Origin of the sequence: Streptomyces sp. NBC_00988 (assembly GCF_045162645.1) — a bacterium.
Taxonomy (GTDB): Bacteria; Actinomycetota; Actinomycetes; order Streptomycetales; family Streptomycetaceae; genus Streptomyces.
On the sequence record NZ_CP108730.1, the window covers coordinates 10521765 to 10534566 of the forward strand.

General features: G+C 72.4%; 9 protein-coding genes. 5 read left to right on the plus strand and 4 right to left on the minus strand.

Annotated features, from left to right (window positions below; all coding sequences use genetic code 11):
* Nucleotides 1-86: 86 nt before the first annotated feature.
* Nucleotides 87-1982, plus strand: a complete 1896-nt coding sequence (locus OG496_RS47525) for a LuxR C-terminal-related transcriptional regulator (protein ID WP_405975321.1) — start codon at nt 87-89, stop codon at nt 1980-1982.
* A 520-nt stretch (nt 1983-2502) separates the two neighbouring features.
* Here OG496_RS47525 and OG496_RS47530 read toward each other — a convergent pair.
* Entirely contained in the window at nt 2503-5106 is a 2604-nt protein-coding gene (locus OG496_RS47530; protein WP_405975322.1) for a CHAT domain-containing protein, read from the minus strand.
* 110 nt (nt 5107-5216) lie between these two features.
* Between OG496_RS47530 and OG496_RS47535 the strand changes: the two genes are divergently transcribed.
* The 3 genes from OG496_RS47535 to OG496_RS47545 are packed head-to-tail and all read left to right on the plus strand — an operon-like array spanning nt 5217 to nt 7836.
* Complete coding sequence (locus OG496_RS47535) at nt 5217-6653, plus strand: S8/S53 family peptidase (protein WP_366491841.1); 1437 nt, start codon at nt 5217-5219, stop codon at nt 6651-6653.
* Nucleotides 6650-7288, plus strand: coding sequence for a sigma-70 family RNA polymerase sigma factor (locus tag OG496_RS47540; protein WP_327399616.1), 639 nt, complete (start codon nt 6650-6652; stop codon nt 7286-7288). The genes OG496_RS47535 and OG496_RS47540 overlap by 4 nt, the downstream gene beginning before the upstream one ends.
* A 5-nt stretch (nt 7289-7293) precedes the next feature.
* Nucleotides 7294-7836, plus strand: a complete 543-nt coding sequence (locus OG496_RS47545; protein ID WP_399390481.1) for a hypothetical protein — start codon at nt 7294-7296, stop codon at nt 7834-7836.
* Nucleotides 7837-7908: 72 nt separating this feature from the next.
* Here OG496_RS47545 and OG496_RS47550 read toward each other — a convergent pair whose 3' ends face one another.
* Entirely contained in the window at nt 7909-9132 is a 1224-nt protein-coding gene (locus OG496_RS47550; protein WP_405975323.1) for a cytochrome P450, read from the minus strand.
* Nucleotides 9133-9197: 65 nt separating this feature from the next.
* Nucleotides 9198-10010 (minus strand): N-formylglutamate amidohydrolase, encoded by an 813-nt coding sequence (locus tag OG496_RS47555; RefSeq protein ID WP_405975324.1) that lies wholly within the window; start codon nt 10008-10010, stop codon nt 9198-9200.
* A gap of 84 nt (nt 10011-10094) precedes the next feature.
* On the opposite strand from OG496_RS47555, the gene OG496_RS47560 reads away from it, so the two are divergent.
* Nucleotides 10095-10436: a DUF5713 family protein gene (locus OG496_RS47560; RefSeq protein WP_366491837.1), complete on the plus strand. Its 342-nt coding sequence runs from the start codon at nt 10095-10097 to the stop codon at nt 10434-10436.
* Nucleotides 10437-10513: 77 nt separating this feature from the next.
* Here the strand turns inward: OG496_RS47560 and OG496_RS47565 are convergent, their stop codons facing one another.
* Entirely contained in the window at nt 10514-12733 is a 2220-nt protein-coding gene (locus OG496_RS47565; RefSeq protein ID WP_405975325.1) for an NADP-dependent isocitrate dehydrogenase, read from the minus strand.
* Nucleotides 12734-12802: the final 69 nt, after the last annotated feature.

Below are 12802 nucleotides of genomic sequence, written 5' to 3' on the forward strand. Positions count from 1 at the left end.
GCCGTTGACCGTTCCCGGGCGCCTGAGTCGAGGGCTACTCAAGTCACCCTGTATCAGGGGTGAGTAGCCGGGCTCATATCTGTGTGATGACTTTCGAACAGGACGCGAAGACCCTGGAACTGCCCTGGCCGTTCACCGGCCGGGAGGACGAACTTGATCTGATCCGCGGTTCCTTGACGGCCGGGCGGCACGGCATCGTGGTGACCGGTCCGGCCGGCCGCGGCAAGACCCGGTTGGTGACCGAGGCCGTCCGGGGCAGCGACTGCGCCAAGGTCACCGGGACGCCCGAGACCCGCCTGCTCCCCTTCGCGGCGTTCGCGCACCTGCTCCCCGAGAGCGTCTCCCTGCACCGCGCGGTCCAACTCCTGTCCGGCGTCCGACTGTTGCTGGTGGACGACGCCCATCTGCTCGACGACTCCTCGGCCGCGCTCGTCCACCAGCTCGCCGTCCACGGCCGGACCCGGCTGGTGGTCGTGGTGGCCGACGGCCACCCGGTGCCCGGTGCGGTGTCCCGCCTGTGGACGGGCGAGCTGCTGCCGCGCCTCGCGCTGGAGCCACTGCCCCGCGAGGAGACGGCCCAGTTGCTGGCCCTGGGTGCGGGTGGCCCGCTGGAACCCCTCACCGTGAACCGCCTGTTCGGCCTCACCCGAGGTGATCTGCGGCTGCTGCGCGACCTGTTCGGCGCGGTGCGCGAACGCGGGCTGCTGACCCGGGCGACCGACTCCGGCGAGTGGACGTGGCGCGGCCCGGTGCCGGTCACCGCGACGGTCCGCGAACGTACCGCGCAGGTCCTCGCCCGCACCGGCCCCGAAGAGCGCGAGAGCCTCGAACGCCTCGCGTTCGCCGAGCCGTTGGCGTCCTCGCTGGACGACTTCGACCTCGACGTCCTCGAACGCCTGGAGACCGAGGCCCTGATCAGCGTCGACGACCAAGGTGCCGTCCGCCTCGCCCACCCCCTGCACGGCCCCGCGCTGCGCGCCGCGGCCGGCCGGCTCCGGGCCCGCCGACTGGCCCGCACCCCGGACCAGTGCGTCCCGGCCCTCGCGGCCGAACGCTCCGCCCTGACCGACCGCATCGACCGCACTGACGTACGCCCGCTGCCGACGCCCGTGGGGGAGTGGCTGGTGGCGGAGGGCTCACCGGTACCGGCCGGGTACGCCGCCGTCCGCGCACGGTTCGCGCGACTCCGGGGCGAGCTGCGCGAGGCGGCGGCCTGGGCGCGGGAAGGGTTGCGCGAAACCTCGGGCAGCCGCGCGTGCGCGGCCGAACTCGCCCTGGCCGCCGCCCAGTCGGGCGACGTCCCGGCCACCGACGAGGCCCTCGCCCACCGCCCCGAGTCCGACGATGCGGGCAGCTGGCTGGCGGCGGCACGCGGCGACGTGGAGGCGGCCCGCGAGATCGCCGACGACAGGTGGCGAGAGGGCGAGGAGCCCCGCAGCCTCACCTCCGAGGACGGCAGGCCCGCCGCGTACGTCCTCTACGACGCCGTACGCCTCGGCGCTCCCGAACGCGTCGCCGTCCGCCTTGCCAAACTGCCCGGCGACGGCCCGGCCGTCCTCGCGCGGCACGCGGAGGCGTTGGTCGACGGCGACGGCCCCGCGCTGGACAAGGTGGCCGGAGAGCTGGAGCAACGCGGCTTCCTGCTCTTCGCGGCCGAGGCACACGCCCAAGCGGTCCGCGCCCACCGCGACCCCCGCGCGGCCCGCATGTCCCGCACCCGAGCGGTCGCCCTGGCCCGCCGCTGCCAGGGAGCCCGCACCCCGGCCCTGTCCGGTCTGGTCCTGGGCGAACTCACCGCCCGCCAACGGCAGATCGTCACCCTCGCCGCCGCGGGCCTCAGCAACCGCCAGATCGCCGACCGCCTCACCCTCTCCATCCGCACCGTCGGCAACCACCTCTACAGCGCCTACGCCCGCCTCGGAGCGAGCGACCGCGGCGCACTCCCGTGGCTGGTCGAACTGCCTGCGGCGCAGTCGGCGTAAGAGGACAGCGCCGCTGGGCCTGACCGGTGACCATCACGGCTCGGGCCCGACCCGGCCGGTCGACACGTAACTGCCCTGCCTGTCGTGGCGGTTGCTCGCTGCGCTTCACCGCCGACCGGGCAAGGCGGGGCGGCCCGGGCGAGGATCTGTCGGTTCGGCCTGACCGGTCGAGGGGGCTGGCCAGGCCGAACCGACAGGCACTCGGGGCGGCATCGGTACGTGTGCGAGACGCGGGGTGGTCCTAGCGGGGCCGGGCAGGCTCCGCCGGACAGCTCGCGTCGCATCCGGGCCCCACCGCCGAGGCCGAGCCACGCCGCTGATCGCTCAGCCACCGGGAGTCTGACAACCGCCCAGCCCCGGGCTTCGTCGACTGCCAGGCCACCCAGGTTCCGCCTATCGCTCAGCCCCTGGCTCCGCCAACCGCCCGGCCTCGGCCGACCGCCCAGCCCCCGAGCTCCGCCAACCGCCCCGCTACCCGGCCTCCGCCGACCACCCAACCATCTCTCTTCCCCCCGCCCCCTCAAGCCGCCCCGAACGCCGAGAACGCCCACCCCGTCGCCTGATGCACCGCATCACCCGGCAGCGACGCCCGCGCATCGCGCAGCGCCTCTGCCAAGGACAGGCCGGCGCGTAGGCCCTTGTGGAGGGCGAGCATCAGTGGGACGACCGCCGCGTCGTTGACGGGGGCGCTGCTCGCGATGACGCCTGCCGTGCCGAGGGGGAGCAACGCCGTGACCAGGCCTAGGAGTTCGTCCGCGCCGACCGAGGCGAGGCGGGCCGTGTCGCAGCTGGAGAGGATGATGCGGTACGGGCTGCGGGCGAGGCGTTCGAAGTCGTGGACGATGAGCGGGCCGTCGGCCATGCGTAGGGACGAGAACAAGGGGCTGTCCGCGCGGAAGGTGCCGTGGGCCGCGATGTGGGCCAGGGTCGCACCGTCCAACTCGGCCAGTACGCGGGGGACTTCGGCGTCGTCGTGTTCCAGGACCGTGGGCCTGACATAGCGGTCGGCGAGGTCCGGGACCTCGGCGCCGCCGGTCGCGAGGCCCGGGCCGCGCACCAGGATGTGCCGGTCGCCGGGCGGCGGTTCGGTGTCGAGGGCGCGCAGCCAACTGCCCGCCGACGGCGACACACTGAGCACGCGATCACGCAGCGAGGGCAGCAACGCCCAAGGCACGCGGTGGAGTCGGCCCGGCGGGACCACCACCACCGGGCCAGAGCCGAGGTGTTGGGCCGCCTCGCCGAGGAGGAGTTCCTCAAGGCGTCGGCCCGCCGCCTCCACCACCGGGAGCCTCGCCTCCGCTCCGGGGTGCGCCAGGCGCCGTAGACCCGCCTGTACGTGTTCCGCCTCGGCCATCGCCTCCGCGAGGAGGCCCGCCTCGAAGCGGCGTACCCGGCCGTCACCGCAGAGCAGGGCGTGCACCCGGCCGTCCACCACGGCCAGTTCGACCAGGCGTCCCTCACCGAGGCGTGCCAGCAGGCTAGTCGGGTCGAAGCGGTCGTTCTCGCCGGGGGCGTCACCGCGCATGTGGAGGGTGCGGGAGCGGATCTCCCGTTCCAGGCGCCGCTGTTCGCGTTCCAGAGTTGGTACCGGGTGACCCTCCATGCGGGCCTCCTCCGCGCGGGCGGCGATCTCGCGGAACGCCGTCAAGTGGCTGAGCAGGGTCGGGTCGGCGGGGGGCCTGGTGGGTGGGGTGGAGAGGGCGGTGGCCCGCCAGCGTTCGCTCCAGACCAGGAGGCGTCGCGGGCCGCCCGAAGCGAGGCTCGCCCGCTGGGCCAGTGCCGCCAGTTCGGCGCCCTGCGCGGTCGCCCGCGCCCTCAACTCCGAGGCGCCCAGGGTCGTACGGTGATCGTCCAAGACGTCGAGCCCACGCCGGCACGCTTCCAGCACACCTCGTCCGGAGCCCGCGGCCTGCGCGCGCAGTGCCTGTGCCGCCCAGCCGGTCATCCGGGCCAGCGGCGGGCCGCCGCGTCTGCTGCGCGCGGCGACCGCCAAGTGCCGTTCCGCGTCCGCCGTCCAGCCGAGGGCGAGTGCGATGCGGCCCGCCAACAATGAGGCTTCCGGCGCGGACGGTGAGCCGAACGCGGCCAGCCGGTCGGCCACCGCGGCGGCGTCCGCCACCAGGCGACCCGACGCGCGCCCGGCCGCCAACCTGGCCTCGATCAGGACCAGTTGGGCGTGCGTCTCCCACCAGGTGCGCCGCTGCGCGGCGAACAGCCGTACCGCCACGGCCGCCCGCGCGATCGCCGTCTGCGGATCCTCGGCCAGCCGCGCGGCCCGGGCCGCCACGAGCAGCAACTCCGCCTTGCGGGTGGACTGTCCGCCGATGCCGTCGAGCAGCCCGACCGCCGTGTCCGCGTGCGCCAGCGCCTCCCCGGCCAGACCCGCGCTCATCAGCACCTCGCAGCGGCGGACGGTGAGCATGAAGCTCGGGGTGGCGAGCTTGGCGTACATCTCCTCTGCGGAGTCCAGGAGTTGGAGCGCCACCGGGATGTCACCCGACCGGAAAGCCGCAAGACCCCGGCTCTCCACCACGTCCGCCTTGTCGTGTTCCTGGCCGGTGGTCTCCCACAGCCGCTCGGCCGCCGTGAAGTCGGCGTCGGCCCGGTCCACCGCGCCCAGCGCGAGATGCACGGTCGCGCGCAGGGTGATCGCCCGCGCGATCCAGATCACGTCATCCGCCTGCCGCAGCACGGCGATTGCCCGCCGTACGTCCTCCAGCGCCTCGCGGTGCCGGCCCAGCACCCACCAGACGTACGCCCGCCGGTACAGCACCCGCGCCCGGGTCTGGCCCGTGCCGCGGGCGATGCCCCGCTCGAAGGCCTCCAGGCCCTGCCGGGTACGGCCCGCGTGCACCAACGCCACGCCGAGCGTGCCGAGTACGTCCGCCTCGCGGTCCGCCGAATCCGCGCGGGCCGCCAGGTCGCGGGCACGCCGCAGATGGTGCAGGGCGAGCCGTAGATCGCCGAAGTCCCGCTGCCACATGCCGATCGCGTGGTGCGCCACGGAGGCCCGGAACGGCGTCGGATCGCCGTCGAGAACCTCCCGCGCACCGGCCAGCGCCTCGTTCGGAGCCGCGAACACCATCGGCAGCAGTTCGAGAACCGAGTCGCTTCCCGCTGTCACTTCTCCCATGCTAGTGGTCCCAGGTGCAGACCACACAGGTTTGGAGCTGTATCAAGGAGCGGGCTGGCGGCTCTGATTGACGACCGCCGCCGCAGTGGGAGGAACACGCCATGGCACCACAGCGATTCCACGAGCAGTTCGACCAGATCCAGCGCTCGATGCCCGACGTCCCCCTGGCGATGGGGCCGGACGACTCCGCCGAGTTCTTCTACGAGAAGGGCGTCGTGCTCGCCCGCGACGGTGAGGAGGCCCGCGTCGTCGAGGACGCCGTACGCGCGCACTTCACCGCGGCCACCGGCCTCACCGAGGACTCCGTGCGCCGGGCGGGCCCCGAGACCAACCGGTCCGGCATCACCCGCATCCAGGTCGGCGACCCGGGCGTGGGCGACCAGCGCGGCGACCACGCCGTCGCGAACGCGTTGCGCGCACTGCGCGAGCCGGAGGGCCGCGCGGGACGCCGACTCGTCAGCCGCAACCACGTGGTGTCGATCGCGGTGAACGCCTGCCCCGGCGACGAACCCGTGCCCGCCCCGATCGCCGAAGGCTCCAACCCGGCGCCTGCGGAAGCCGGTTACGACGCCGACACCGCCGTGGGCGTCCTCGTCATCGACACCGGCCTCATGCACGACTACCGGTCGTACCCGCTGCTCGCCCACGTCCAGGGCGACGCGCAGATCAGGGAGACCGACGACGCCGGAGTGCTCCAACAGTACGTAGGGCACGGCACGTTCATCGCCGGGCTCGTCGCGGCCGTCTCGCCCAACACCGAGGTCACGGTCCGCAACACCCTCAACGACGCGGGCGCCATCCTCGAATCCGACTTCGGCGAGGCCCTGTTCGCCGCCGTCGACCAGAACGGCTGGCCCGACGTCATCAGCCTCTCCGCCGGCACCTCGAACGGGCGCACCGACGGACTCCTCGGCGTCGAGGGCTTCATGCAGGCCCTGCGCGGCCAGCGCACCCTCCTCGTCGCGGCCGCCGGCAACAACGCCAGCGCCACCCCGTTCTGGCCCGCCGCCTACGCCGACCTGCCCGACTACCAGGACGTCGTCCTCTCGGTCGGCGCGCTGCGCAGCGACGGCGAGTTCGGCGCCTGCTTCAGCAACCACGGCGCCTGGGTCAAGGCCTACGCCCCCGGCGAGCGGCTCATCGGCCCCCTCACCGGCTTCGGCGCACCCACGCCGTACGCCTACCAGCACACCACCTACGACGCCTGCCGCTTCGGCTTCACCTACTCCTGCACCTGCCAATCGCCCACCCACAAGGGTGTGTTGAGCCAGGCCGGGGACGCCGAGCCGGGCAGCCCGGACCAGGCGACGTTCGACGGGCTCGCGCGCTGGAGCGGGACCTCGTTCGCCGCGCCCGTCGCCGCCGGCATGGTCGCCGCCTTCATGACGGCCAACAAGGAGACCGACGCACGCGCCGCCCGTACCCAACTCCTCACGGGGAACACCGAGTACGCCGAAGTGCGCGGAGCGCACGTACCGGCGCTGCGCCCGCCCACCTGGCGCCCGGTCCCCGTCGTACCGCTCTCCCCTCCGGCATGAGGGCCGGAACCATCCCCTCCACGGCGTACGATGACATGCCGTACACGAGGGGTGGCACCGTGGAACGTGCAGAAGTCGGCGCGCTCGTCCAATCGGCCGTCGACGGCGACGCGGCGGCCTGGAAGGCGCTCGTGGAGGGGTTGAGCCCACTGGTCTGGTCAGTGGTGCGCGCCCACCGGCTCTCCGACGCCGACGGCCACGAGGTCTACCAGACCGTGTGGTTCCGCTTCGCCCAGCACCTGCGGCGCATCCGCGAACCCGAGAAGGCCGGCTCCTGGCTCGCGAGCACCGCGCGCAACGAGTGCCTGAAGGTGATCAAGTCGCTACGGCGGCTCATGCCGACGGACGATCCCCAACTCCTCGACCGCATCAGCGAGGAGCGCACGCCCGAGCAGTCGCTGATCGACTCGGAGGAGGCGGCCTCCGACGCCGAGCGCATCCGGCGGCTGTGGCAGGAGTTCGAGGAACTGGGCGAGCGCTGCAGGCAGTTGCTGCGGGTGCTGATGGCCTCGCCGCCGCCCAGTTATCAGGAGGTGTCCGCCGGTCTGGGGATCGCCGTCGGCAGCATCGGCCCGATGCGCCAGCGCTGCCTGCGCCGGCTGCGGGCCCGACTCGACGCCCGGGGGGCGGTGTGAACGGCATGCACGACGACGGTCTCGATGCGTTCGGCGCCTTCGGCCAGGAACCCTTCGACGACGAGGAGTTCGACGACCTGGACGTCGAACAGGGCGCCGACGGCGGGGAGTTCGACGACAGCCTCTTGGAGGAGGAGCTGCGGCAGGCCGCCGCCATCCTGGACCCGGTCCCCGCCGAGCTGCTTCAACTCGCCATGGACGCCTACGCGTTGTACGACATGGACGCCCGACTCGCGGAGCTGACCTTCGACTCCCTGGTCGACGCGATCCCGGTCAGAGGGGCCACGGTCGCGCCCCGCATGCTGACCTTCACCGCGGGCGACCTCAGCATCGACGTGGAGGTGACGAGCGAGGGCCTGATGGGCCAGGTGATGCCACCCCAGCCGGCCGGCATCGAGGTCCTGAACGGCCCCCAGGCCCTGCGCCCCACCACCCTCACGGCCGACGCCATGGGCCGCTTCAGCAGCGACGCACCCCCGACCGGCCCCTTCGCGCTACGGCTGCGGGCCGGCGGGGAGGTCGTCGTCACGGAGTGGCTGCGGGCGTGAACGCCGGCGCGCGGGGCGGGTGTTGAGGCTCAGGCACCCGTCCTCGCGCACGGCCGCCGCACGTGCTGCGGTCTACCAGGTGACCGGCAACGTCTGCGGCCCCCGGATCATCGTCTTCCGGCGCCAGACGATCTCCTCGGCGGGGACAGCGAGTCGGAGACCGGGGAGCCGGTCCAGCAGGGTGTCGACGAGGAGTTCGGTCTGGAGACGGGCCAGCACGGCGCCGGTGCAGTAGTGCGAGCCGTTGCCGAACGCCAGGTGCGGGTTGGGATCGCGGTCCACGTCGATGCGGCCCGGGTCCGGGAAGACGGCCGGGTCGTGGTTCGCGGCGAGGTAGGAGACGTAGACCGGGTCGCCCGCGCTGATGCGCAGGCCGTGCAACTCGACGTCCTCCAGGGCGATCCGGGCCAGACCGACCGAGGAGCGGTGCGGGATGTACCGGAGGAGTTCGTCCAACGCGGCCTCCCTGCACTCGGGTTGGGCGCGCAGGCGTTCCAGCAGTTCGGGGCGGGTGAGCATCAGGTACAGCATCTGGCCGCAGTTGTGGGTGACCGCCTCCCCGCCGATCTGCAGCGGGCCCGCCACACCGGACGCCTCCTCCTCGCTGATCTCGCCCCGGGCCACGGCGCCGCCGAGCAGCGAGTACACGTCCGTGCCGTCGCTCTCGGCGCGGGCACGGATCGTGTCCGTGATCCACGCGTACATGCCCTGCTTGGCGCGGTCGGCGGCCTCGGCGCCGCCGGACGTGGAGATGATCTGCCGCGTCCAGGCGTGCACCCGCTCCCGGTCCTCGTCGGGCACGCCCATGACCTCGCTGACCACGGCGATCGGGAAGGGTTCGAGGACCCGCTCGATCAGGTCGGCGGGCGGCCCGTCGGCTACGACCCCGTCGACCAGCGCGTCGAGCAGTGACTGCGCGCGGGGCCGCAGCCGCTTCATCGCGCCGACCGTGAACGCGCCCGCGACCGCCTTGCGCAGCCGGTTGTGGTCCGGCTGGTCGGCGAAGGCGAGGGAACCCGGGCGGGGCTTGAAGTGCGGGGCCATGCGCGTCACTTGACGTGTGGCGACCTCCGCGCGGCCGAACCGCGGATCGTTGGTGATCATCTTCACGTCGTCGTGGCGGGTGGCCAGCCACGCCCAGCCCTCGCCGTGCGGCAGCCGGATCCGGGTCAGCGGGCCCTCGCGCATCAGCTCCGCGAGGACCGGGTCGAACTCCGTCCCGGTCAGGTCGAGCGGGGGCCAGTCCCGGACGGGGGGCGGTGCCTGGCCGGTCAGCGTGGTGGTCTCCTCGGTCATGCGTCCACCCTCGTACGCCCCCGACCGCCTGTCCTGCGGGAGTGCTCCAGCCGGAGGGCCGGACGCTATCCGGATACGGCGTTCACCAGCGTCGTCAGCGCGGAGGCGAGCCGGGCGACCCCCGGGCCGTCGGCCGGACCACCGGGCTCCGTCATGTACGTGTCCCGGCGGATCTCCACCATCAGGGCGCTGACCGCCGGCTCCTTGCCGTAGAACTCCAGCGGCACGTACGTACCGATGAACGGGCTGTCGAGCCCGATCTCCCCGCACTCGGCGAACGCCTCGCGTGCCGCCGACAGCAGTGCGGGCGGGGTGTGGAGGGTGTCCGTGCCCAGGCAGACGGCGGGTCGTGGGTCGGTGCCGTGGAGTTCGTAGGGGAGCGGGTCGGTGGGATAGGAGTGCACGTCGATGACGACGGCCCGGCCGGTGGCGGCGAGGCGGTCGGCGACGGCTTCCGTCATCGCGCGGGCGTACGGGCGGAAGTAGCGGTCGATGAGCGGCTCGGGGTCGTGGTCGGCGGGCCGTAGGTCGGCGTGGTGCGTGGTGCGGGTGTAGACGGCCCCCATGCCGACGGCGAGCATCTCCTCGCGCTCGTCGGGGAAGCGCTCCGGATCGACGACCAGGCGCGACAGCCGGTTCACGAACTGCCACGGGGTGACGGCACACGCGCGTGCCGCCTCCGCGGCGATCCGCGCGGTGTGGCTGTCGGTGATGTGGTCGAGTTCGCGTTCCAACGCGGGGTCGTCCAGCAGGATGTCCGCGCGGACGTCGGCCGGTATCTCCCGCGCGGAGTGCGGCACATGAAGGATCACGGGCGAGCCGGCGGCGCCGGGCAGCAGCTCGAAGGACGGCTCGGAGGTCGGCGCGGTGGGGGACACGGGCGGCTCCCGGGGGCGTTGTCAGTGGCGTGGTGCAGGATCAAGGTATCCGCAACGACGATCACGGACCGGGGGAGCACCACCATGCCCGTCAGCAACCAGCAGATCACCGAGCACGCCTTCCTGCGGGCGCTCTACCGGGACGACTACTACCCCGACCACGTGGTGGACCTCGGCAAGGCGGTCCTCCTGCGCCTGTGCGAGCGCATCGAGACCGAACACCCCGCCGACCTGCCCGCGCTGTACGCCCTCACCGAGGCCGCCACCGAGGAGTTCAACGCCCTGCAGGCCGACTTCGAGGCGGCCGGCAGCGACATCGAGACCGTGGCCCGCGAGGAGATAGCCGAGGACTTCGGATTCGTGGCCGACGCGTACGGCTTCGCGGACGCGGACGTGGAGAAGCTGATCGCCGTACGGGACTGGTGAGCGGCCGGCTCCGCGGGCGAACGCAGCCGCCCCGGCCGGAGATCCCAGCCGGGGCGGAGTGACTCGGAGAGCGTGCGTCAGCTCAGGGAAGCCAGCGCGTCGTTCCACGTCGTCGACGGGCGCATGATCTTCGCGGCCTTGGCCGGGTCGGGCTGGTAGTAGCCGCCGATGTCGGCCGGGCTGCCCTGCACCGCGCCGAGCTCCTCGACGATCTGCTGCTGGGCGCCCGCGAGGGTCTCGGCCAGCGATGCGAACGCCTTCGCGAGGTCCGCGTCCTCGGTCTGCGCGGCCAGCTCCTGCGCCCAGTACAGGGACAGGAAGAAGTGGCTGCCGCGGTTGTCGATGCCGCCGACGCGACGGGTCGGGGACTTGTCCTCGTTGAGGAAGGTCGCCGTGGCGCGGTCGAGGGTGTCGGCGAGGACCTGCGCGCGGGCGTTGCCGGTGAACGTCGCGTACTGCTCCAGGGAGGGGACCAGCGCGAAGAACTCACCGAGCGAGTCCCAGCGCAGGTAGTTCTCCTTGACGAGCTGCTGCACGTGCTTCGGCGCGGAGCCGCCGGCGCCCGTCTCGAAGAGGCCGCCGCCCGCCATCAGCGGGACGACCGACAGCATCTTGGCGCTGGTGCCCAGCTCCAGGATGGGGAAGAGGTCGGTCAGGTAGTCACGCAGCACGTTGCCGGTCACCGAGATGGTGTCCTCGCCGCGGCGGATGCGCTCCACCGACAGCTGGGTCGCCTCGACCGGGGCGAGGATCCGGATGTCCAGGCCCTCGGTGTCGTGCTCCGGCAGGTACGCGTTGATCTTGGCGATCAGCTGCGCGTCGTGGGCGCGGGTCTCGTCGAGCCAGAACACCGCCGGGTTGCCGGTGGCGCGGGCGCGGGTGACGGCGAGCTTCACCCAGTCCTTGATCGGGGCGTCCTTGGTCTGGCAGGCGCGGAAGATGTCGCCCTTGGCGACCGCCTGCTCCAGGACGATGTTGCCGGCCTGGTCGACGAGGCGGACCGTACCGGCCGCCGGGACCTCGAAGGTCTTGTCGTGGGAGCCGTACTCCTCGGCCTTCTGCGCCATGAGGCCGACGTTCGGCACCGAGCCCATGGTGGACGGGTCGTAGGCGCCGTGGGCGCGGCAGTCGTCGAGGACGGCCTGGTAGACGCCGGAGTAGGAGGAGTCCGGGAGCACCGCGAGGGTGTCGGCCTCGGCACCGTCCGGGCCCCACATGTGGCCGGAGGTGCGGATCATGGCCGGCATCGAGGCGTCGACGATGACGTCGGACGGCACGTGCAGGTTGGTGATGCCCTTGTCGGAGTCGACCATCGCGAGCGCGGGGCCCTCGGCGATCTCCGCGTCGAAGGACGCCTTGATCGCGTCGCCCTCGGGCAGCGCGGCCAGGCCCTTGAGGATGCCGCCGAGACCGTCGTTCGGGGAGAGACCGGCCGCGGCGAGCGTGGCGCCGTACTGCTCGAAGGTCTTCGGGAAGAACGCGCGAACCACGTGGCCGAAGATGATCGGGTCGGAGACCTTCATCATCGTGGCCTTGAGGTGCACGGAGAACAGGATGTCCTCGGCCTTGGCGCGGGCGATCTGCGCGGTGAGGAAGGAGCGCAGCTCGGCGACGTGCAGCACGGAGGCGTCGACGACCTCGTCCTTGAGGACGGGTACGGACTCGCGCAGCACGGTGGTGGTGCCGTCCTCTGCGACCAGCTCGATCCTGAGCGAGCCGGCCTCGGCGATCGTCACGGACTTCTCGGTGGAGCGGAAGTCGTTCTCGCCCATCGTCGCGACATTGGTCTTCGAGTCCGCCGACCAGGCGCCCATGCGGTGCGGGTGGGTCTTCGCGTACTTCTTGACCGAGGCGGGGGCACGCCGGTCGGAGTTGCCCTCACGCAGGACCGGGTTGACCGCCGAGCCCTTGATCCTGTCGTAACGGGACTGGATGTCCCGCTCCTCGTCGCTCTTCGGGTCGTCCGGGTAGTTCGGCAGCGCGTAACCCTGCTCCTGCAGCTCGGCCACGGCGGCCTTGAGCTGCGGGATGGACGCCGAGATGTTCGGCAGCTTGATGATGTTGGCCTCGGGCGTCTTCGCCAGTTCGCCCAGCTCGTGCAGGGCGTCCGGGATCCGCTGGTCCTCGGTGAGGTACTCCGGGAACACGGCGATGATGCGCCCGGCCAGCGAGATGTCCCGCGTGGTCACGGCGACACCCGCCTGCGAGGCGTACGCCTGGACCACCGGCAGGAAGGAATACGTCGCCAGGGCCGGGGCCTCGTCAGTGTGCGTATAGATGATGGTCGAGTCAGTCACCGGTGCTCCGCTCCACGTCTGCAACATTGCTCGACATCAAGATATCTCCTCATCCGGTCCCACTCGACA

Coding starts and splice junctions, on each gene's coding strand:
- OG496_RS47525 (WP_405975321.1), top strand. CDS start 87: ATGACTTTCGAACAGGACGCGAAGACCCTGGAACTGCCCTGGCCGTTC.
- OG496_RS47535 (WP_366491841.1), top strand. CDS start 5,217: ATGGCACCACAGCGATTCCACGAGCAGTTCGACCAGATCCAGCGCTCG.
- OG496_RS47540 (WP_327399616.1), top strand. CDS start 6,650: ATGAGGGCCGGAACCATCCCCTCCACGGCGTACGATGACATGCCGTAC.
- OG496_RS47545 (WP_399390481.1), top strand. CDS start 7,294: ATGCACGACGACGGTCTCGATGCGTTCGGCGCCTTCGGCCAGGAACCC.
- OG496_RS47550 (WP_405975323.1), bottom strand. CDS start 9,132: ATGACCGAGGAGACCACCACGCTGACCGGCCAGGCACCGCCCCCCGTC.
- OG496_RS47560 (WP_366491837.1), top strand. CDS start 10,095: ATGCCCGTCAGCAACCAGCAGATCACCGAGCACGCCTTCCTGCGGGCG.